Source organism: Streptomyces parvus (assembly GCF_014648875.1).
In the GTDB taxonomy this organism is placed as follows: Bacteria; Actinomycetota; Actinomycetes; order Streptomycetales; family Streptomycetaceae; genus Streptomyces; species Streptomyces parvus.
The window spans coordinates 400,789-419,940 of record NZ_BMRY01000002.1; the positions used below are offsets into that span (position 1 = coordinate 400,789).

The following is a 19,152-nucleotide window of genomic DNA, read 5'->3' on the forward strand; positions in this document are numbered from 1 at the left end:
CTGACCTCCGTACGGGATCCCTCTACGGGATCTCCGTACGGTCGTCGAACACGGGACACCGGGGGCGGCGGGCCGCCAGGTCGGCGGCGGGAAAGACGCCGCTCATCACCTAGGGTCGAGGGCGCGGCGATGTGCAGGGCAAGGCAGTGAGGACAGCGCGATGGTGCAGGCGTACGGAGCGGACACGGACAACGGCAGCGCGGAGCAGCCCGGGGCCCGCGGATCCCGCTTCCGGGGCCTGTGGGACCGGCTGAGAAACGACTCGGGCTACTGGCGGCGCGGCATCCTCCTGGCCCTCTGCTCGGTCCTGCTGACCCTGCTGATGGTCGTCCACGCGCAGATCCCCAACCGGCTCGGCAACCTCGGCAGCCTCATCGAGACCTTCCTGCCGTGGGTCGCCGTCTTCATCCCGGTGCTGCTGGTCCTGGGACTGCTCCGCCGCTCCGCGACCGCCACGATCGCGCTCCTGCTGCCCGCCGTCGTCTGGCTCAACGTGTTCGGCGGCCTGCTCACCGACAAGTCCGGCGACGGCGGCGACCTCACCGTCGCCACCCACAACGTCAACGCGGGCAACCCCGACCCCGAGGGCACCGCCCAGCAGGTCGCCGGATCCGGGGCGGACGTCGTGGCCCTCCAGGAACTCCCGGGCCGGCAGGTCTCCACGTACGAGAAGTCGCTGGCCGGCCGCTACCCGTACCACTCGGTGCAGGGCACCGTGGGCCTGTGGAGCAAGTACCCGCTGGCCGACACCAAGCCCGTCGACATCAAGATGGGCTGGACCCGGGCGATGCGCTCGACGGTGAAGACCCCGCAGGGCGAGGTCGCGGTGTACGTGGCCCACCTGCCGTCCGTCCGCGTGAAGCTGCACGCCGGGTTCACCGCCAACCAGCGCGACGACAGCGCCGACGCGCTCGGCGAGGCCATCGCCGACGAACGCGTGGAGCGGGTCGTCCTCCTCGGCGACCTGAACGGCACGATGAACGACCGCTCGCTGAACGCGGTCACCGCGCAGATGCGCTCCACCCAGGGCGCGGCGGGCGACGGCTTCGGCTTCAGCTGGCCCGCCTCGTTCCCCATGGCCCGGATCGACCAGATCATGGTCAAGGGCGTCGAGCCGATGGCCTCCTGGACCCTCGCGGCGACCGACAGCGACCACCTCCCGATCGCGGCCCGCGTGGAGCTGTGATCACGGCCACGCAACCGCCCGTTCACCACGCGGCATAAAACGTCTGCGACAATTTGTTCCAGTCGCATACATAAAGAAGACTCAGCCGTCGCCCGGCGCCACGCCGAGGCGACGGCTCTTCGTTCTGCCCCCGCTCCGAGATTGCGAAGGTTTCCATGCCCCTGGCCCTCCTCGCCCTGGCCGTGAGCGCCTTCGGCATAGGCACGACGGAGTTCGTCATGATGGGCCTGCTGCCCAACGTGGCGGACGACCTCGGCACGTCCGTGCCCACCGCCGGATACCTCGTCTCCGCGTACGCGATCGGCGTCGTCCTCGGCGCACCGCTGCTCACCGGCCTCGGCTCCCGCGTCCCGCGCAAGAAGATGCTGCTGCTCCTGATGGCGCTGTTCACCGTCGGGAACCTGGCCTCGGCGCTCGCCCCCGACTTCGGCTGGCTGGTCGTGGGCCGCCTCCTGGCCGGTCTCCCGCACGGCGCGTTCTTCGGCGTCGGCGCGGTGGTCGCCGCCCGGCTGGTCTCCGAGGGCCGCCAGGCGCGGGCGGTGGCGACGATGTTCCTCGGCCTGACGGTGGCGAACATCGTCGGCGTCCCCGCCGCCACCCTCCTCGGCCAGCACCTCGGCTGGCGGGCCACGTTCCTCGTGGTCGCGGCGATCGGGCTGGCCGCGATGGCGGCCCTGGCCCGCCTGGTCCCCAGCATCCCGGTCGAGGCCCACCAGGACGTACGCCGCGAACTGCGCGCCCTCGGCAACCGCCAGGTGCTCCTCGGCCTGCTCACCGCCGTCTTCGGCTTCGCCGGCGTCTTCGCGGTCTACTCCTACCTCTCGGCCATGACCACGAAGGCGATGGGCTTCGGCGAGTCCTCCGTGACCCTGGTCCTGGCCCTGTTCGGCATCGGCATGACTCTGGGCGCCCTCGCCGCGGGCCCCCTCACGGACCGCGCCCTGCGCCCGACGCTGTACGGCTCGCTCGGCGCCCTCGCGGTGGTCCTGGTGGCGTTCCCGTTCACGGTGCACGTGCAGTGGGCGGCGCTGGTGATGGTGGTGCTGCTGGGCGCCGTCGGCTTCATGACGACGACCCCGCTCCAGATGCTGGTGATGAACAAGGCGAAGGACGCCCCTACCCTGGCCTCCGCCTCCAACCACTCCGCCTTCAACCTGGCCAACGCGGGCGGCGCCTGGCTGGGCGGCGTGGCGATCGCGGCAGGCTGGGGCTGGACGTCCCCGGCGCTCGTGGGCGCGGTACTGGCGGTGGCGGGCCTGGCGATAGCGGCGACGGCGGGCTTCCTGGACCGGGGCGAGGGGAAGGCGTCGCGGGTGGTGGCGGCCCACCAGTCCCGCCAGGCGCCCTCTTCGGCCCGTCCGGCGGCTGTCCCAGCCCGTCCGGCGTTTGAGGACGGAACCGGTTCGCAGAGCGGGCCCGCAGCCGAATCCGCCAACTCCAGCCCGTCCGGCGGCCACTCCAGCCCGTCCGGCGTTTGAGGACGGAACCGACACGCCGGACGGGCCGGCCACCCACGTGGGGAGCCCAGCCCGTCCGGCGCTCAGGACAAGGACGGCCGCCGGACGCCCCCCGGCAACCACCCACCCCCGCTACGACGACTCGCGCCAGCGATTCGTGATCGGCAACCGCCGGTCCTTCCCGAACCCCTTCGGCGAGATCTTCGTCCCCGGCGGATACTGCCGCCGCTTGTACTCCGCCGTATCCACCATCCGCAACGTCTTCGCCACCAGCTCCGCATCGAACCCGGCCGCGACGATCGCGTCCATCCCCTGGTCCCGGTCGACGTACAGCTCCAGGATCGCGTCCAGGACCTCGTAGTCCGGCAGCGAGTCCGTGTCGACCTGCCCCGGCCGCAGCTCCGCGCTCGGCGGCTTGGTGATCGAGGCCTCGGGGATCGGCGGGGTCTGGCCCCGCTCCTCCGCCGCCCGGTTGCGCCACTTCGCCAGCCGGAACACCGAGGACTTGTAGACGTCCTTGATCGGCCCGTACGCGCCGACCGCGTCCCCGTACAGCGTGGAGTAGCCGACCGCCAGCTCCGACTTGTTGCCGGGCGCCAGCACGATCTGCCCCTCCTGGTTGGAGATGGCCATCAGCGTCGTCCCGCGCAGCCGGGCCTGGAGGTTCTCCTCGGCGAGCCCCGTGAGCTCCAGCGACTCCATGTACGCGTCGAACATCGGCGCGATCGGCACCGTACGGAAGTTGAGCCCGGTACGCCGCGCCAGCTCGGCCGCGTCGCCCTTGGAGTGGTCCGAGGAGTACTTCGACGGCATCGAGACCCCGTACACGTTCTGCGCACCGAGCGCATCGCACGCGATCGCCGCGCAGATCGCCGAGTCGATGCCGCCGGAGAGCCCGATCAGCACACTGCTGAAACCGTTCTTCGCAGCGTACGCGCGGAGTCCCACGACCAGCGCCGAGTAGATCTCCTCCTCGTCCTCCAGCCGCTCCGCGTACCCGCCCGCGAGCTCCGGCCCGTACGCGGCGACCGGCTCGTCCGACAGCACGACATGGTCGATCCGCAGCCCGTCGTCAACGACCCCCGATGGTGCTTCGGCCGCTGCCGCGGGCAGCTCCAGATCGAGGATCACGCTGCCCTCGGAGAACTGCGGGGCACGGGCGATGACCTCGCCCTCCTTGTCGACGACGATCGAGTCACCGTCGAAGACCAGCTCGTCCTGACCGCCGATCATCGCCAGATAGGCCGTCGTGCAGCCGGCCTCCTGCGCCCGCTTGCGGACCAGCTCCAGCCGGGTGTCGTCCTTGTCCCGCTCGTACGGCGAGGCGTTGATCGACAGGAGCAGCCCGGCCCCGGCGGACCGGGCGGCCGGGACACGCCCGCCGTCCTGCCACAGGTCCTCGCAGATCGCGAGGGCCACGTCGATGCCGTGGACCCGCACGACGGGCATCGAGTCGCCCGGCACGAAGTACCGGAACTCGTCGAAGACGCCGTAGTTCGGCAGGTGGTGCTTGGCGAAGTTGAGCGCGATCCCGCCGCGGTGCAGCACGGCGGCGGCGTTGCGCGGGGAACCGGCCGGCTGGCCGTAGCGCGCCGCGGCGTGCTCGGAGCGGTCCAGGTAGCCGACGACGACCGGCAGTTCGCCGAAGCCCTCCGCGTCGAGCCGGGCGGCCAGCGCGCGGAGCGCCTGCCGCGAGGCCTCGACGAAGGACGACCGCAGGGCCAGGTCCTCGACGGGGTATCCGGTCAGCACCATCTCGGGGAACGCCACGAGGTGGGCGCCCTGCTCGGCGGCGTGCCGGGTCCAGTGGACGATCGCCTCGGAGTTGCCGGCGAGGTCGCCGACGGTCGAGTCGATCTGATTCAGTGCGAGGCGTAGTTGAGGCACGTCCGCCAGTGTAATCGTCTTTCTGACGCGATGTCCCGGCGGGCCGGGCAAAATCTGCTCCGGCCCACCGGAACCGCAGGTGGGAGCGGCTGCCGGCGCCGCCCCACGGAGGGGCGCGGGAGGTCAGCCCCGGTAACCGAGGACCGTCATCATCCCCGCCTCCGCGTGGTAGACGTTGTGGCAGTGGACCATCCACAGCCCCGGATTGTCGGCGTCGAAGTCCACCGTCAACGACCGGTGCGGCAACACGACGGCGGTGTCCTTACGGGCCCCGGCGGCGTTCCCGCCGAGGGCGAAGGTGTGCCCGTGCAGATGGAGCGGATGCCACATGGCCGTCCCGTTGTCGAAGACGAGCCGCACCCGCTCGCCCGCCTCCACCGGCCGCCGCCGCTTCGCGTCGTACGGCTGCCCGTCGAAGGCCCAGTCGTACCGAGCCATTCCGCCGGTGAGCCGCATCCGGATCGTCCGGTCCGGCAGCCGGGTAGGCAGCGCCACCGACGGGTCGGGCGCGAGCCGCCCCGCCTGCACCACCTCTCCGTCCAGTTCCTTCGGCCGTACGGAGGCGGCGGGCGCGGCCCCGCCCCCGGTCCGCAGGACGGCGAGGGCGGTCGCCTTCTTCCCCTCCGCCAGGGCGGTCAGCGGGAAGACCCCGTCCCCGGCGGTGACGAGGACGTCGTACCGCTCGCCCATCCCCAGCAGCAGCGCGTCGCCCGTGGTGTGCCGGACCGGGAACCCGTCGGTGTGCGTCACGGTCATCCGGTGCCCGCCGAGGGCGACGCGGAACGCGGTGTCGCCGCCGGCGTTGATGATCCGCAGCCGGACACGGTCACCGGGCCGCGCCCGGAACGTCTCCGGATCGTCCGCGACGCGCCCGTTGACGAGATAGTGCGGATAGGCGACATCACCCGCGTCGCCCCCGAGCAGCTCACTGCGGGCGCCCATCATCATCCGAGAGGGCCCGCCGTCCTTCTTCTTCGGGTCCTCCTTCGACATGGTGTGCGCGCCATGATCCATCCCGCCGCTCATGCCTCCGGACAACTCGTCGAGGACGGCGTCCGGAGTGGACCCGCCCACCCCGTCGACCCAGTCGTCGAGGACGACGACCCACTCCTTGTCGTACGCCAACGGCTCCTTCGGGTCCTCGACGATCAGCGGTGCGTACAGCCCCCGGTCCTGCTGGACGCCGGAGTGCGGGTGGAACCAGTACGTCCCCGGATGCGGCACGGCGAACCGGTAGGCGAACTCGGCCCCCGGGGCGATGTCCCGCTGGGTCAGCCCGGGAACCCCGTCCATGTCGTTGCGGAGCGCGAGCCCGTGCCAGTGCAGGGAGGTGGGCTGCGGAAGGTGGTTGGCCAGGGTGAGGGCGAGGATGTCCCCGGCGGTCACCCGCACCTCGCGCCCGGGCAGCCGGTCCCCGTAGGCCCAGGAGGCGACGGTGGTGCCGCCGCCCAGATCGAGCCGGGTCCGGGTGGCGGTGAGGGAGACCTTCCGTACGGGCCCGGAGCCGCGCGCCGTCTCGGCGGCCTCGACCTCCTTGCCGCCGGGCGAGACGTACGTACCGGAGTCCTGGGCCCCGCTGCCGGGGGAGTGGGCGCCGCCGTGGCCGCCGCCGTCGGAACAGGCGGCGAGGGCTCCCGTACCGGCTACGGCGAGAGCGGCGCCGAGCACGGCGCGTCGGGGGAGTTGGTGCATGGGCATGGTGAAGACACCTCTGGAGTGCTGTGGTTCGGGTGAAGGTGAAGGGGCGGAGGTGAGACGCCCACTTCTAAATGCGCAGCACCGAGACGCTGGCGAGCACCGATATCGGGGGAGGCGGATTCGGTCGCAGCGCGCGCAGGAGACCCGACCCCACCGGCGTACCGAGAGGCCGCCCGTCGGCGCGGAGTCCGAGCAGCCAGGAACCGACGAGGGCGAGGCTCCAGACACCGAGGACGGCGAGGCAGACGGAGAGCGGATCCATGCCGCTCATGGGGGCATCGGCCCCGGGGGAGCCGTGCGGCGCGGGGTGCTCGCCCACGGCGTCCGGCGACTCGGACGTCGACACGGATGCCGCCGGCATCCCCGCCGGTCCGCTGTGCTCGGCCGGATGCCCGACCGTGTGCATGGTGACGATGCCGAACAGCAGGGCGGCGAACAGCATCAGCTGCCCGTACGTCACGCTCCTGCTCCGCGTCCTGCCCGCCATGCGGGCCACCCTACCCCCGGCGGGTATACGGACAGACGGCGGCCCGGCACCCCTCCACCGAGGCGGACGAGGGGCGCCGGGCAACCGCCACGCTCACGTCGGGGCTTCTCAACTCCGCGAGTAGACCTTCTCGGCCCAGCCCGCGATCTGCTCCTCGGTGAGGTGCTGCGCGAGGTCGGCCTCGCTGATCATGCCGACCAGCTTCTTGTTCTCGACGACGGGCAGCCGGCGGATGCGATGGGTCTGCATCTCCTCCAGGACCGCGTCCACATCGGCCTCCGCCTCGATCCAGCGGGGCGTGCCCTGCGCGAGATCGCCCGCCGTGACCTTCGACGGGTCGTGCCCCTTGGCCACACAGCCGACGACGATGTCGCGGTCGGTGATGATGCCGACCATCCGGTCCGAATCGCCGTCGGCCGAGACGGGCAGGGCGCCCACGTGGTGCTCGCGCATCAGCTGCGCCGCACGGTCGAGGGTCTCGTGGGCCGGGATCCAGCGGGCCCCGCTGTGCATGATGTCTTTGGCGGTCGTCATGGGGGATTTCCTCCTGCGTGCCGATGGCACTGCCGTACGGCCCCGAGCGCACCCATCGTCATCGGCCGGGAGGGCACGCGCGACCGCAATCACCCGTTCGGGTGCGCCGACGAGAGGACGCGAGCTGACGCGGGTCGTCCGGGCCGTGGCCCCGGGCTCAGGGCCGGGGCCGGGCCTTTCGCTCGGTGAGCATGTCCCGCATGAGCCCCAGCTCGGACTGCTGCCCCTCGACCATGCCCCGGGCGAGCCGCTGCTCCACCGGGACGGTGCACCGGGAGGCGCAGGCCTCGGCCATGGCGACGCCGCCCTTGTGGTGGTCCGTCATGAGCTGGAGGTAGAAGACCTCGGCCTGCTCGCCGTCGAGGCGCGTGAGCCGCTCCAGCTCGGCGCGGGAAGCCATCCCGGCCATGAGCACACCGTCGGCGTCACCGTCCGCGTGCTGCCCGCCGTGCTGATGCCCTCCGCCACTCCCCATCCAGGCCATCGGCGGATCGTCGCCGCCCGCGACCTTGGGCAGCCCCCACAGGTCCAGCCATCCCAGAAGCATCCCGCGCTGGTTGGCCTGGGTGTTGGCGATGTCGTACGCGAGACGGCGGACGTCCTCGTCCTCCGTACGGTCGCGGACGATGAACGACATCTCGACGGCCTGCTGATGGTGGACGGCCATGTCCCGGGCGAACCCGGCGTCGGCGGAGTCCGCGGCGGGCGCACCGGCCGCGCGGGGCGCCGGGGCGTCCTCGCGGGCGGAGGCGACGGCGGCGGCCCCGGCAAAGAGCAGGGCCAGGACCACGGCGGCCCCGGACGCCCACCGGACGCGCGCGGTCTTCCGCCGCTCGGCACCGGTGGCCGGGTCCGTGGGCTCCGTCGTGCCGGTCACTGCGGTGCCGTTTCCAGCCCGCCGGTGCAGGGGGCGCCGGGCTCGGGCGTCTGGACGCCCTGGACGTACTGGGTGAGGAACTGGTCCACCCGCCGGTCGTCGGCGGAGTCCACGGTGACCTGCTTACCCCAGGCGCTGAGAGTGATCGCGCCCTCCTGGCCGGCGTACGGGCTCATCAGGGTGAACGGGGTCTTCCTGACGCGCTCCGCGAGCGCGGCCACGTCGCTGTCGGCGGCCTTGTCGTTGTACGTGACCCAGACCGCGCCGTGCTCCAGGGCGTGGACCGCGTTGACGTCCGGGACGGCCTTTTCGTATACGTCCCCGTCGCAGTTCATCCAGGACGGGTTGTGGTCGCCGCCGACCGGAGGCTTCATCGGATAGTCGACGGTGCCCGCCACGTGGTTGCGGGTCAGCTTCGCCGCGTCCCAGGACTTCAGCCCGTCGATGGCCCCGCCCTTGGCGTCGCCGTGCCCGCCCGGGTGCTTGCCGTCGTGGGCCGCCGAGGCGTTGTCGGACTTCTCGTCGGCCGCTGAGCTCTCCAGCAGCGTGAACGAGCCGAAAGCGACGAGACCGGCCACGACGGCGGCGCCCAGCCCTATGGCGACGGCCCGGTTGCGGGTGGAGCGCGCGCGAGGGTCGGGGGCCTGGGGCTGGGGGTACCGGGGGTCGAAACTCATGTCGTGTGCGTCCTTCTGCGAAGGGGCCGGGAGGCGGGGAACGGTCCGTGGACCGGGGGCGCGGACGGGCGGGAAGCCGCAGAGGGAGCGGGCCCCGAAGCCGTCCGCCGCTCGGTCGCCGATCGTAGTGGGTGGCCGAGTGCTCTCTCTCACACCGTGTGCGTAATCTGGGGGAAATCCCGGGTCGCGATACTGAAGTGTCCCCCTACCCCGGGCGGTGGTGCACGGACCGTCTGAACTGCAAGGATGTGGCAATGGACAAGCAGCAGGAATTCGTCCTCAGGACCCTTGAGGAGCGCGACATCCGCTTCGTGCGGCTGTGGTTCACCGACGTCCTCGGGTTCCTCAAGTCCGTCGCCGTCGCCCCGGCCGAGCTGGAGCAGGCCTTCGACGAGGGCATCGGCTTCGACGGCTCGGCGATCGAGGGCTTCGCGCGGGTCTACGAGTCGGACATGATCGCCAAGCCGGACCCGGGCACCTTCCAGATCCTGCCCTGGCGCGCGGAGGCCCCCGGTACGGCGCGGATGTTCTGCGACATCCTGATGCCGGACGGCTCGCCGTCCTTCGCGGACCCGCGCTACGTCCTGAAGCGGATCCTGGCCAAGACGTCCGACCTGGGCTTCACCTTCTACACCCACCCCGAGATCGAGTTCTTCCTGCTGAAGAACAAGCCGGTCGACGGCACCCGCCCGACGCCCGCGGACAGCTCGGGCTACTTCGACCACACGCCGCAGAACGTCGGCATGGACTTCCGCCGCCAGGCGATCACCATGCTCGAATCGATGGGCATCTCGGTCGAGTTCAGCCACCACGAGGGCGCCCCGGGTCAGCAGGAGATCGACCTCCGCTACGCGGACGCGCTGTCGACGGCGGACAACATCATGACGTTCCGTCTGGTGATGAAGCAGGTGGCGCTGGAGCAGGGCGTGCAGGCCACGTTCATGCCGAAGCCGTTCTCGGAGTACCCGGGCTCGGGCATGCACACCCACCTCTCCCTCTTCGAGGGCGACCGCAACGCGTTCTACGAGTCGGGCGCGGAGTACCAGCTCTCCAAGGTGGGCCGCTCGTTCATCGCGGGCCTGCTGAAGCACGCGGCGGAGATCTCGGCCGTCACCAACCAGTGGGTCAACTCCTACAAGCGCATCTGGGGCGGCTCCTCCCGCGCGGCCGGCGCGGGCGGCGAGGCCCCCTCGTACATCTGCTGGGGCCACAACAACCGCTCCGCCCTCATCCGCGTACCGATGTACAAGCCCGGCAAGACCGGCTCGGCCCGCGTCGAGGTCCGCTCCATCGACTCCGGCGCCAACCCGTACCTCACGTACGCGGTCCTGCTCGCCGCGGGCCTCAAGGGCATCGAGGAGGGCTACGAACTCCCGGCCGGCGCCGACGACGACGTCTGGGCCCTCTCCGACGCGGAGCGCCGCGCGATGGGCATCGAGCCGCTCCCGCAGAACCTGGGCGAGGCGATCTCGCTGATGGAGAAGAGCGAGCTGGTCGCCGAGACCCTGGGCGAGCACGTCTTCGACTTCTTCCTCCGCAACAAGAAGCAGGAGTGGGAGGAGTACCGCAGCGAGGTCACGGCCTTCGAGCTGAAGGCGCTGCTGCCGGTGCTGTAGCGGTGGTTCGGACGGCTGTGGCCGTCGAGGCGTGATCCCGGGCCGGAGGCGGTGAGCCTCCGGCCCAGGGCGTTCCGGTGGGCGCCGGGCCGTCCGCGGGCCGTCGCGGGATGTGCCGAGGCGGTCGGCTGCTCACCCGGTCTGTGGAGGCTCCTTCAGCTTGGACAGCCGGGCCGTGACGGCGACGATCCTCTCGATCGCCTCCTGAAGGAAGGCCGCCCCGGGTGTTTCACCGCTGTGGACCAGGTCGTTCCTGATGCGCCGCAGGTAGTCGAGTTCACGCTTGAGAGGTTCGGTGAGGTTCGGAATCCTGTTGATGAGAGCCCCCACACCCATGAAGCGCGTGTCCTCGGGGTCCGGGACTGCGAGCTCGCGCAGGGTCTTCTCCAGTGCTGTCCATTTGGACCAGAACCGACCAACGATTTCCTCGGACACCGTGGGCTGGTCGGAAGAAGGAGGCTTCATGGACGAGAAGCTCATCTGGAATTGGATTTCTTCGAACCTTCGGTACCGCTCAGGATCCTCGGAGATTATCGCATCGATGACTTGATCGGCCAGTGGGCGCTCTTCCAGATTTTCGTGGAGGGATGAAATGAAGGGCGCCAGTGAGTTGGGTGTGTTGAACTCCAGGTCGGTGAGAAGCTGAAAGAGGAGGTCGACACGGCCGAGGCCTGACTCTCCGACCGGACTTTTGCGTTCCTTGTTCGCGTGGGCGAGTATATGGGCGGCGAGTTCGTAATGGTTGAGGAAGGTGCGGTCGGTGCTGGCGACACGGACCTCTCCTGCCTTCTGCAGCATTTCGAGGGCGATCTCACCGGCCAGGACCAGACCGTTGAGTTGGTCCAGGATATGGAGTTCCTCCTCGGAGAGGCCTCCTTCGAGTGGTTTGTAGATGAGGTCGTGCTCCACCTCGGACCACGAGTGCATCAAGACCGAGGCGACCTGGATCTCGACCCGCGCTTTGGCGTACCTCTTGTCGCTGTCCCCCAGGCTGCGTTCGGACAGCTGGGCCCTGTAGTGAGCGGCGGAGTAACCGGAGAACTTCTTGGAAGGGTTGACCTTTCCGGAATCAGGGAAATCCCGTCTCTCCTCCAGGAGGTGGAAGAACCTGTTGATGATTCTGTCCACGCGCTCCCGGTCTCCGGGGAAGTAGAGGGCGACGCGCACCCCTGCCAGGTCGACTATGTCGCTGTAGATGTCTTCTATCTGCCTGTAAGGGTCTTCCGCGTTGCGCTTCTCGCATTTTTCGGCAAGCCGGGATATGTCCTTGGCGCGATGGGTGACGATGCAGCGGATTCCTGACCTGTGGAGGTTGCTCTCCAGCGTTTCGGCTGCCAGCCGGGCGGCCTGGCTGTAGAAGTCGTACTCTCTGATGTATCTGGAAATGAATTCCTCTACCAGGTGCATCCTCGGACCCATCGTCGTGTCTACGGAGTAGTGCTGCACTATGCGTCAAGTGACAGGATGCCCCAGAGGGCCGGAGAAGATTGCGCTTTCAAGGAAGTTGGCTTGCCGGCGCTGATGCCGACCAGGAGCACAGTTATTGGACAGTTCGTTCAGAATTGACAGCTATGCCCGCCAGGGAGAGAGTTGCACCTTCCGTAGCGTCATGTGGTCCGGTGGACGTACGCCCCGATCCCTTGAGAGAAGGTCCCCGCCCGTGCCCGCGTCTTTCGTGCCACCCCGTCAGGTCAAGATCGGCGACGCTGCGGCCTTCGCCGGCTGCACACCACGGGCGATCCGCCACTACCACGGGATCGGTCTGCTCCCCGAGCCGGAGCGGGGTGGCGATGACCGCCGCCGCTACGGCTACGAGGACATGATCCGCCTGCTGTGGATCCGCAGGATGGCCGATGCCGGGATCGCGCTGGAGGACATGCGCGACGCCTTCGCCGAGGACCCCGCCGACGCGCAGGACGGAGACGGCATCGAGGCCGTGCTGGCGCGCGTGGAGGATTCCCTCGCCGAGCGAGAGGCGGAACTGCGGCGGCAACGGACCGCCGTGCAGCGGATGCGCGTCGAGGGCAGCCGGGTGGGCCTGCTCTCCGAATTCGTCACCGAACGCCTCAAGGGCCTGCCCGAAGGCTCCCTGCGCCGGGCCGACCTGGACACCCTGCTCGTCACCGAGCGGATCTTCGGCCCGCTCGGAGCAGCCGTCCAGGCCACGCGGTTCGTCGCCCTGGCCACGCATCCCGCGCTGCGGGAGGAATCCGATCGCGTCGACGCCGCCGGCTTCAGCGGGGAGCCAGGGACGACCGCATGTCCGTCATCAGCTTCTGGCGGGCTTCCCGGAAGGCGCGCCGTGCCTGCGTGCACTCCGAGTCGTCCCGCAGGTGCCCCGCGACCACCGCGTCCCGGTACAGAAGCAGGCGGTAGGAGGCGTCCCTGGCGGACTCGGCCACCTCGGGCGTGGCCAGCAGCTCCAGTTGGTACTGCTTCGCGTGCACTCCCTGCGCCGAGGTGCCGGCGCGAGCGAGCTGGGCCCGTTCCGCCACAGGCAGGTGCTCCGACCGGCTCGCATCACTTATGGCGTCGCGTGCCTCGGTCAGGGCCTCCAGGAACTGCGCGGCCACCGTGCGCAGCGTCTCCCTGTCCCGCTCGCGTGTGTCCCGTCGCCAGCTCACCCGGTCCGTGACGAGCGTGCTGCCGACGCCGATGACCGCTCCCAGCACTGTGGCGGCTAACGCTGTCCATTCCATGGACCGGAGAGTAGAAGCCTCGCCGGCCCGTCGGCCAGAGGGCGTGCTGTCCCTCCCCGGGCACGGAGTCGGGATGAGGGGGGTGGGAATCCACGGCCTGCGACATAGTCCCGAGGTGGCTCCCGGGGACCTTTGTGCCCACCCCCCTTGACCGCGTACCTCGAAGGTCTGACCGGTCTTCAGCCACCGCTCAATCCAGTGGGCGGCACTGACAACGGGCCCCGGCCAGGGCGGGGCGCCGGGCCCTACACCGGCGGGGTCCCCGGCGGTGACGGGGCCGGGGGAGGGTTGGGCAGCGGTGGGCCAGGATGGGGCGGGAGCTTCGGGGGGCCGCTGCCGTGGCGGCCGTCGTTCAGGAGCTTGCGGGATGTCAGGCCGTAGATACCGAACGGCGGGAAGAGGTCGACGCGGCGCGGGTAGTCGCCCTCCGCGCACTCCTCGCAGAGCAGGTCGCGGCCGGCGGCGGTCTGCCGGGCGGCGGTGACCGGAGCGTTCCAGCACGCCTCGCAGTCGAGGACGTCGGTTGCGGAGAGGGTGATCATCCAGGCCTCCCGGGTGGTGCCGGTAACGCCTGGCGGGTGCTGCGCATCAGGTGCCTCCGTCGCTGGTGGGTGTGGTGGGTGCGATGGGGCCGATGAGACCGGGGCGCTCTCATCGGTCCCCCTCATCGGCGGGTCTCCCGCCAGACGCGGACGAGCTTGGCCGCGTCGGGGCAGATCGCCCCGGTCCGGCAGGCGGTGCAGGTCGTCGTATGGCCGAGCAGGGCGCGGTAGGCCGTGTCGGGGGATTCGGTCGTGGTCACGTTCGCCTCTCTGCTGATCTCGGCCCAGACGTACTCGGCGGCGCGGGTGCGCGTGTGGCCGTAGCGGTCCGCCGTGGCCAGGGCGGCGAGGACGGCCGCGTGCGCGGTCGCGCTCAACTCGGCGGGGAGATCGGCCTCGACGCGGAAGACGTCCAGGTCGGCGGCCACGCGCGGTTCGGTGCCTGTGGCGGCGCCGAGCATGCCGGTCAGCGCCGCGACCCGCGCTTGTGCAGAGCGCACACTTCTCCCCTGGTGAACCGAATGTCACTCCATGTAATGCTGAATACTCAGCTTCAACCTGATGGGTTAGCTTTGTCAACCAGCGACGCCCATATCGACGCCGAACACACGGAGCTGCTCAAATGCCACGTGATACGCCGTACTTGCAGGTGGCGGACAAGCTGCGGGCTCGCATCCGAGCCGGTGAGTGGGCCGTCGGCGACAAGCTGCCGTCCCGGGCGCGGTTCGCGGAGGAGTACGGCGTCGGTCAGTCCGTGGCGCAGCGGGCCATGGAGCGTCTGATCATCGAGGGGATCCTCGAAGGCCGCGCCGGCTCCGGCACGTACGTCCGCCGGGCCCGCGAGCGCCGGCGCATGGTCCGTTCACGCCACCGCGAGCAGCGGAACAGGAGTCCGTTCGCCTCGGACATGGCCGAGCTCGACCACGAGGCGGACTGGGAGTGCACGAGCGTGGCGCGCGTACCCGCGCCCGAGGACATCGCGGAGCGCCTGGCGATCGAGCCCGGCGACCTCTGCGTCGTGACGGACTACGAGTTCCTCGCCGACGGCATGCCCGTGCAACTCGCCAAGAGCTGGGAGCCGATGGCCATCACGGACGGGACACCGGTCCTGCTCCCGGAGATGGGGCCGCACGGCAGGATGGGCGTCGTGCAGCGCATGCGCTCCATCGGTGTGGACATCGCCACCGGCATCGAACTGCCCCGCCCGGCCCGTGCGACGCGCGAACAGGCCAACCTGCTCGGGATCTCCATCGGTGACCTGGTCATCGAGATCGAGCGCACCTACTTCGACCGTGAGGGTCGCCCCGTGGAGACGGCGGACGTCGTCGTGCCGGACATCCGCTGGGAGATCGCCTACGAGATCCGCGTCGACCAGCCCGACTCCGACCAGCCGGACTCCGACCAGCCGGATTCCTGACACGGCTGCCGAGGGGGCGGGTTCACTGACAGGCCTGACCCTTCGGTGCCCCCGCCCTCACGCGAAACCCCGCCCCATCTCGTCCAGGATCTCGTCGATCACCGCCGCCGGCTCCCGCGCCAGGTCCTCCTCGATCCACATCCGCATCGCGATCCGGAGCGAGGCCAGGAAGCCCGCCGCCAGGACGATCGGGCGGACGGGGGCGGATCGCGGGCCGGGGCGGGCCGCCACCGCTTCGGCCAGGTCGCGTTCCAGGGTGGCGTGGTTGGCCAACTGGCGGGCCAGCAGCGAGGGGTGACGCATCGCCAGGCGGGTGCGGATCGCCCATTCGCGTTCCGGGGGTGCCACGCGGTCCGCGAACTGGGCCACCGCCGCGCGCAGGGCCGGCCAGGCGGGTTCGTCGGCGGGGCGGTCGCGGACCGTGCGAACCAGGGCCCTGATCTGCTGCTCCTCGCCGTAGAGGAGGGCGTCCTCCTTGTTGGTGAAGTAGTTCGAGAACGTTCTGCGGGAGATCCCGGCCGCGTCCGCCACCGCCTCGACCGTCACCTGGTCGAAGCCGTGCTCCACCGTCAGGCGCAGGGTCGCCTCGTGCACCGCCTGGCGGGTGGCTTCCTTCTTGCGTTCCCGGAGTCCCGGGCCCGCGGTGCTGCTGTCCATGGGGGGCATTATCCCCCGGGTGCGCCCCCCAGGTGTGAGATTCTTGCTCAGTGGGCAAAATTGCTCACTGTGCATGTATGGTGAAGCCTTCTCCCTCCCGTACGGGGTCGTGCACGGATTCTGGTTGACCCGGTGCCGACACCGCTGACGGGCCTCTCGTACGAACTTTTCCGGAGGTTGCGCGTGAGCGCAGCAGACACCGCCGCCCCGGCCGCGGCACCCGCCGCCGCACCCATGGACCACCGCCACGTCCTGCGGGCCCTCAGCGGGCTGCTCATCGTGCTGTTCGTGGCGATGATCAGCAGCACCGTCGTCTCGGTCGCGCTGCCGCAGATCATCGGGTCCCTGGAGGGCACGCAGTCGCAGTACACCTGGGTCGTCACCGCGACCCTGCTCGCCTCCACGGCCTCCACCCCGATCTGGGGCAAGCTCGCCGACCTGTTCAGCAAGAAGCTGCTGCTCCAGATATCCATCGGGATCTTCGTCGTCTCGTCGGTCGCGTGCGGGTTCGCCCAGTCCACCGAGCAGCTCATCGCCTTCCGCGCCGTCCAGGGGCTCGGCATGGGCGCGCTCCAGGTGCTCGTCCAGGTGATCATCGCCGCGATGATCAGCCCGAAGGAGCGCGGGCGCTACAACGGTTACCTCGGCGGCGTCATGGCCGTTGCCACCGTCGGCGGGCCGCTGCTCGGCGGGTTCATCACCGACGCCTCCTGGCTCGGCTGGCGCTGGTGCTTCTTCATCGCCGTGCCCTTCACCCTCCTCGCCTCCGTGATGCTCGCCCGCACCCTGCACCTCGTCGAGGTCCGCCGGCCCGACACCAAGGTCGACTACCTCGGGGCCTCGCTCATCGCCGCCGGGGTCAGCCTCCTGCTCCTCTGGGTCACCTTCGTCGGCGACGACTTCGACTGGATCTCCTGGCAGAGCGGACTGATGGTCGGCGGGAGCGTGGTCATCCTCGGGGCGGCCGTAGTCGTGGAGAACCGGGTCAAGGAGCCCGTCGTTCCGCTGCACGTCGTCCGCCGTCGCGACCCCGCCCTCGCCATCGTCGCCAGCCTCGCCGTCGGCATGGCCATGTTCGGGGGCGCGGTCTTCCTCGGGCAGTACTTCCAGATCGGGCGCGGCTACTCGCCGACCGAGGCCGGGCTCCTCACCATTCCGCTCATGGCCGGCGTCCTCGTCTCCTCCACCGTCGCCGGACGGCTGGTCTCCAGGACCGGCAAGGTCAAGCCGTTCATCGTCGCCGGTGTCGTCGTCCTCGCCCTCGGCTTCCTCGGACTGTCCTTCATCGACCACGAGACCTCGCTCGTGATGGTGTCGCTGGGGATGCTCGGCGTGGGCTTCGGGGTCGGTATGTCGATGCAGAACCTGGTGCTCGTCCTCCAGAACACCGTGCCGCTCAGCGAGATCGGCGCGGCCAGCGGGGCCATCACCTTCTTCCGCTCCCTCGGCGGCACCATGGGCGTCTCCGTCCTCGGCGCGGTCCTCGCCCACCAGGTTTCCACGAAGATCACGGACGGGCTGGCGAAGCTCGGCATCGACCCCGCCGCCTCCGGCTCCGGCGGCTCCACCCTCAACGTCGCCGCCATGCCGCCCCAGGTCCAGGACGTCGTCCGGGCCGCGTACGGGGACGCCACCGGCCACATCTTCCTCATCTCGGCCGGAATCGCCGTGATCGGCGTCGTCGCGTCGCTGTTCCTCACGCCGACGAAGCTGCGGGACAGCGTGGATCTGTAAGTCACCCGCACGGCTCGTCCAGCCCGCTTCCGCGCCCCGCACGGGTGCGGAAGCGGGCTGCTGTACTGTTACGACCCCCGTACGCCACGGGGAACGACGCGATCGGCCGAGGAGGTGAGACCCATTACCGCTGGATCAGGCTGGGTGCTCACCCCGCGCGATCACGTCGGACGGCCGGCAGCAACCGAAGCCGGCCGGACGGACTAGGACGATCGTCGAGCGCCCATCGGACTTCCCGAAAGGCTTCGCTCGCATGTCGGTTCACCCCCTCAGCACCACCCTCTCCACCACCGTCCTCGCCCTCCGCCGCGCCGGCTGCGTCTTCGCCGAGGACGAGGCCGTCCTCCTCCACGAGGCCGCCGCTTCCCCCGACGAACTCTCCGCCCTCGTCGAGCGCCGCGCCGCCGGGCTTCCGCTCGAACACGTCCTGGGCTGGGCGGAGTTCCGCGGTCGCCGCTTCGCCGTGGACACCGGAGTCTTCGTGCCCCGGCGGCGTACGGAGTTCCTCGTGGCGCAGGCCGCCGCCCTCGCCCCCCGCCGGTCCGTCGTCGTCGACCTCTGCTGCGGCTCCGGCGCCCTCGGCGTCGCCCTCGCCGCCGCGTCGGACACCGCCGAACTGCACGCCTGCGACGTCGAACCCGCCGCCGTGCGCTGCGCCCGGCGCAACGTCGGCGGCCTGGGGGAGGTGTACGAGGGTGATCTCTTCGACCCCCTTCCCGCCCGCCTGCGGGGCCGCGTCGACGTGCTCCTCGCCAACGTTCCGTACGTTCCGACCGCCGATGTCGAACTGCTCCCCGCCGAGGCCCGCGTCCACGAACCGCGCGTCGCCCTCGACGGGGGCGGCGACGGCCTCGACGTCATGCGCCGGGTCGCCGCCGAAGCGCCCGAGTGGCTCGCGCCTGGCGGCAGCCTCCTCGTCGAGGCCGGCGAGCGGCAGCGGGACACGGCGGTCGGGATCCTGCGCGCCGCCGGGCTCACCCCGCGGGTCCTGGTCTCCGAGGAGCTCTACGCCACCGTCGTCATCGGGACGGCCCGGCGGGTCACGTGAAGCGGTAGCGCGTCTGGCTGTACGGCTCCCCCTTGCCGAAGCCGAACGCCGTACGGGGGTGGACCGCGAACACATGGGCGTGGCCCGCCTCCGCCTGGACGAAGCTGCCGTCCTCGACGCCGAAATGCCAGTCGGCGCCGTACTTCGCCTCCCACTCCCGGGCCAGGGCGGTCAGCCGCTCGTGGTCCGTCACCCGGTCCGCCCGGCCCTCCACCACCAGGTCGAAGCCGGAGTCCAGGGTGTTCGCACCCGTCGTCAGGATCACCTCGGGGTTGGCCGCCAGATTGCGTGCCTTGCGCTCCTGCGGGCCCGTACAGAAGTGGAGGGCGCCCTGCGACCAGACGCCGATCAGCGGGGTGACGTGGGGGCGGCCGTCCGGGCGGACGGTGGACAGCCAGTACAACGGGGCATCGGCGAGCACGGCGGCCGCCTCCGGCCACGGGCGGGCCGTCGCCCCCTCGCTGCTGTAGCGGGCGTCCAGCTCGGTGGCCGGGGGCTGCTCGGTCGTGGACATGGTTCCTCCGGGTGGTGTCCAGCGGCGGTGTCAAAAACGGTGCTGTCAATCTGTGGTGTCAATCGGTGCTGTCACGGGGTGCTGTCAGGTGTTTTCCCCGTGGGTGGACTCCGCCGCCGTCC

At 70.5% G+C, this 19,152-nt stretch carries 18 protein-coding genes and 1 pseudogene; 7 read left to right on the forward strand and 12 right to left on the reverse strand.

The annotated features are described in order from the left end of the window. Positions 1-160 precede the first annotated feature (160 nt). Together IE140_RS07975 and IE140_RS07980 are read left to right on the forward strand one after the other, a co-directional pair. Positions 161-1,186, forward strand: coding sequence for an endonuclease/exonuclease/phosphatase family protein (locus IE140_RS07975; protein WP_150197132.1), 1,026 nt, complete (start codon positions 161-163; stop codon positions 1,184-1,186). A 155-nt stretch (positions 1,187-1,341) separates the two neighbouring features. Continuing rightward, positions 1,342-2,664: an MFS transporter gene (locus IE140_RS07980; protein ID WP_150197134.1), complete on the forward strand. Its 1,323-nt coding sequence runs from the start codon at positions 1,342-1,344 to the stop codon at positions 2,662-2,664. 111 nt (positions 2,665-2,775) lie between these two features. On the opposite strand, the gene IE140_RS07985 is transcribed toward IE140_RS07980, so the two are convergent. From IE140_RS07985 to IE140_RS08010, 6 genes are all read right to left on the reverse strand, one after another. Then, entirely contained in the window at positions 2,776-4,530 is a 1,755-nt protein-coding gene (locus tag IE140_RS07985; protein WP_093439846.1) for an NAD+ synthase, read from the reverse strand. A gap of 123 nt (positions 4,531-4,653) precedes the next feature. Then, complete coding sequence (locus tag IE140_RS07990) at positions 4,654-6,228, reverse strand: multicopper oxidase family protein (RefSeq protein ID WP_150197136.1); 1,575 nt, start codon at positions 6,226-6,228, stop codon at positions 4,654-4,656. Positions 6,229-6,295: 67 nt separating this feature from the next. Further along, positions 6,296-6,715 (reverse strand): hypothetical protein, encoded by a 420-nt coding sequence (locus IE140_RS07995; protein WP_150197138.1) that lies wholly within the window; start codon positions 6,713-6,715, stop codon positions 6,296-6,298. Between the two features lie 108 nt (positions 6,716-6,823). Beyond that, positions 6,824-7,249 (reverse strand): CBS domain-containing protein, encoded by a 426-nt coding sequence (locus tag IE140_RS08000; protein ID WP_150197140.1) that lies wholly within the window; start codon positions 7,247-7,249, stop codon positions 6,824-6,826. A gap of 157 nt (positions 7,250-7,406) precedes the next feature. Next, positions 7,407-8,126 (reverse strand): DUF305 domain-containing protein, encoded by a 720-nt coding sequence (locus IE140_RS08005; protein ID WP_109178309.1) that lies wholly within the window; start codon positions 8,124-8,126, stop codon positions 7,407-7,409. Further along, entirely contained in the window at positions 8,123-8,803 is a 681-nt protein-coding gene (locus IE140_RS08010; protein WP_189460226.1) for a thioredoxin-like domain-containing protein, read from the reverse strand. Before IE140_RS08010 ends, IE140_RS08005 begins: the two co-directional genes overlap by 4 nt. Positions 8,804-9,057: 254 nt before the next feature. Between IE140_RS08010 and glnA2 the strand changes: the two genes are divergently transcribed. Further along, complete coding sequence (glnA2, locus tag IE140_RS08015; protein WP_006124033.1) at positions 9,058-10,419, forward strand: gamma-glutamylpolyamine synthetase GlnA2; 1,362 nt, start codon at positions 9,058-9,060, stop codon at positions 10,417-10,419. Between the two features lie 132 nt (positions 10,420-10,551). Here glnA2 and IE140_RS08020 read toward each other — a convergent pair whose 3' ends face one another. Then, the gene (locus IE140_RS08020; protein ID WP_032761776.1) at positions 10,552-11,826 is read right to left on the reverse strand and encodes a GTP pyrophosphokinase; all 1,275 of its coding nucleotides are present in this window, start codon (positions 11,824-11,826) and stop codon (positions 10,552-10,554) included. Between the two features lie 253 nt (positions 11,827-12,079). Here IE140_RS08020 and IE140_RS08025 point away from each other — a divergent pair. After that, positions 12,080-12,649, forward strand: a pseudogene (locus IE140_RS08025) (MerR family transcriptional regulator); the annotation flags it as partial. 4 nt (positions 12,650-12,653) lie between these two features. On the opposite strand, the gene IE140_RS08030 reads toward IE140_RS08025, so the two are convergent. From IE140_RS08030 to IE140_RS08040, 3 genes are all read right to left on the reverse strand, one after another. Continuing rightward, on the reverse strand, positions 12,654-13,118 hold the full coding sequence (locus IE140_RS08030; protein ID WP_150198130.1) for a hypothetical protein: 465 nt from the start codon (positions 13,116-13,118) through the stop codon (positions 12,654-12,656). A gap of 245 nt (positions 13,119-13,363) precedes the next feature. After that, positions 13,364-13,660 carry a hypothetical protein gene (locus tag IE140_RS08035; protein WP_093439829.1) on the reverse strand — a complete coding sequence of 99 codons (297 nt, stop codon included), beginning with the start codon at positions 13,658-13,660 and terminating at the stop codon, positions 13,364-13,366. A gap of 122 nt (positions 13,661-13,782) precedes the next feature. After that, the gene (locus tag IE140_RS08040; RefSeq protein ID WP_150196355.1) at positions 13,783-14,121 is read right to left on the reverse strand and encodes a hypothetical protein; all 339 of its coding nucleotides are present in this window, start codon (positions 14,119-14,121) and stop codon (positions 13,783-13,785) included. A 161-nt stretch (positions 14,122-14,282) separates the two neighbouring features. Between IE140_RS08040 and IE140_RS08045 the strand changes: the two genes are divergently transcribed. Further along, complete coding sequence (locus IE140_RS08045; protein WP_100560306.1) at positions 14,283-15,077, forward strand: GntR family transcriptional regulator; 795 nt, start codon at positions 14,283-14,285, stop codon at positions 15,075-15,077. Between the two features lie 57 nt (positions 15,078-15,134). On the opposite strand, the gene IE140_RS08050 is transcribed toward IE140_RS08045, so the two are convergent. Continuing rightward, on the reverse strand, positions 15,135-15,734 hold the full coding sequence (locus IE140_RS08050) for an acyl-CoA-like ligand-binding transcription factor (protein ID WP_150196351.1): 600 nt from the start codon (positions 15,732-15,734) through the stop codon (positions 15,135-15,137). A 234-nt stretch (positions 15,735-15,968) separates the two neighbouring features. Here IE140_RS08050 and IE140_RS08055 point away from each other — a divergent pair, with 234 nt between their 5' ends. Both IE140_RS08055 and IE140_RS08060 read left to right on the forward strand, forming a co-directional pair. Further along, positions 15,969-17,468 (forward strand): MDR family MFS transporter, encoded by a 1,500-nt coding sequence (locus IE140_RS08055; RefSeq protein WP_150196354.1) that lies wholly within the window; start codon positions 15,969-15,971, stop codon positions 17,466-17,468. Between the two features lie 253 nt (positions 17,469-17,721). After that, complete coding sequence (locus tag IE140_RS08060; RefSeq protein ID WP_150196350.1) at positions 17,722-18,516, forward strand: putative protein N(5)-glutamine methyltransferase; 795 nt, start codon at positions 17,722-17,724, stop codon at positions 18,514-18,516. Here the strand turns inward: IE140_RS08060 and IE140_RS08065 are convergent. Beyond that, positions 18,509-19,030, reverse strand: a complete 522-nt coding sequence (locus IE140_RS08065; RefSeq protein WP_109178302.1) for a pyridoxamine 5'-phosphate oxidase family protein — start codon at positions 19,028-19,030, stop codon at positions 18,509-18,511. The genes IE140_RS08060 and IE140_RS08065 overlap by 8 nt on opposite strands. Positions 19,031-19,152 lie beyond the last annotated feature (122 nt).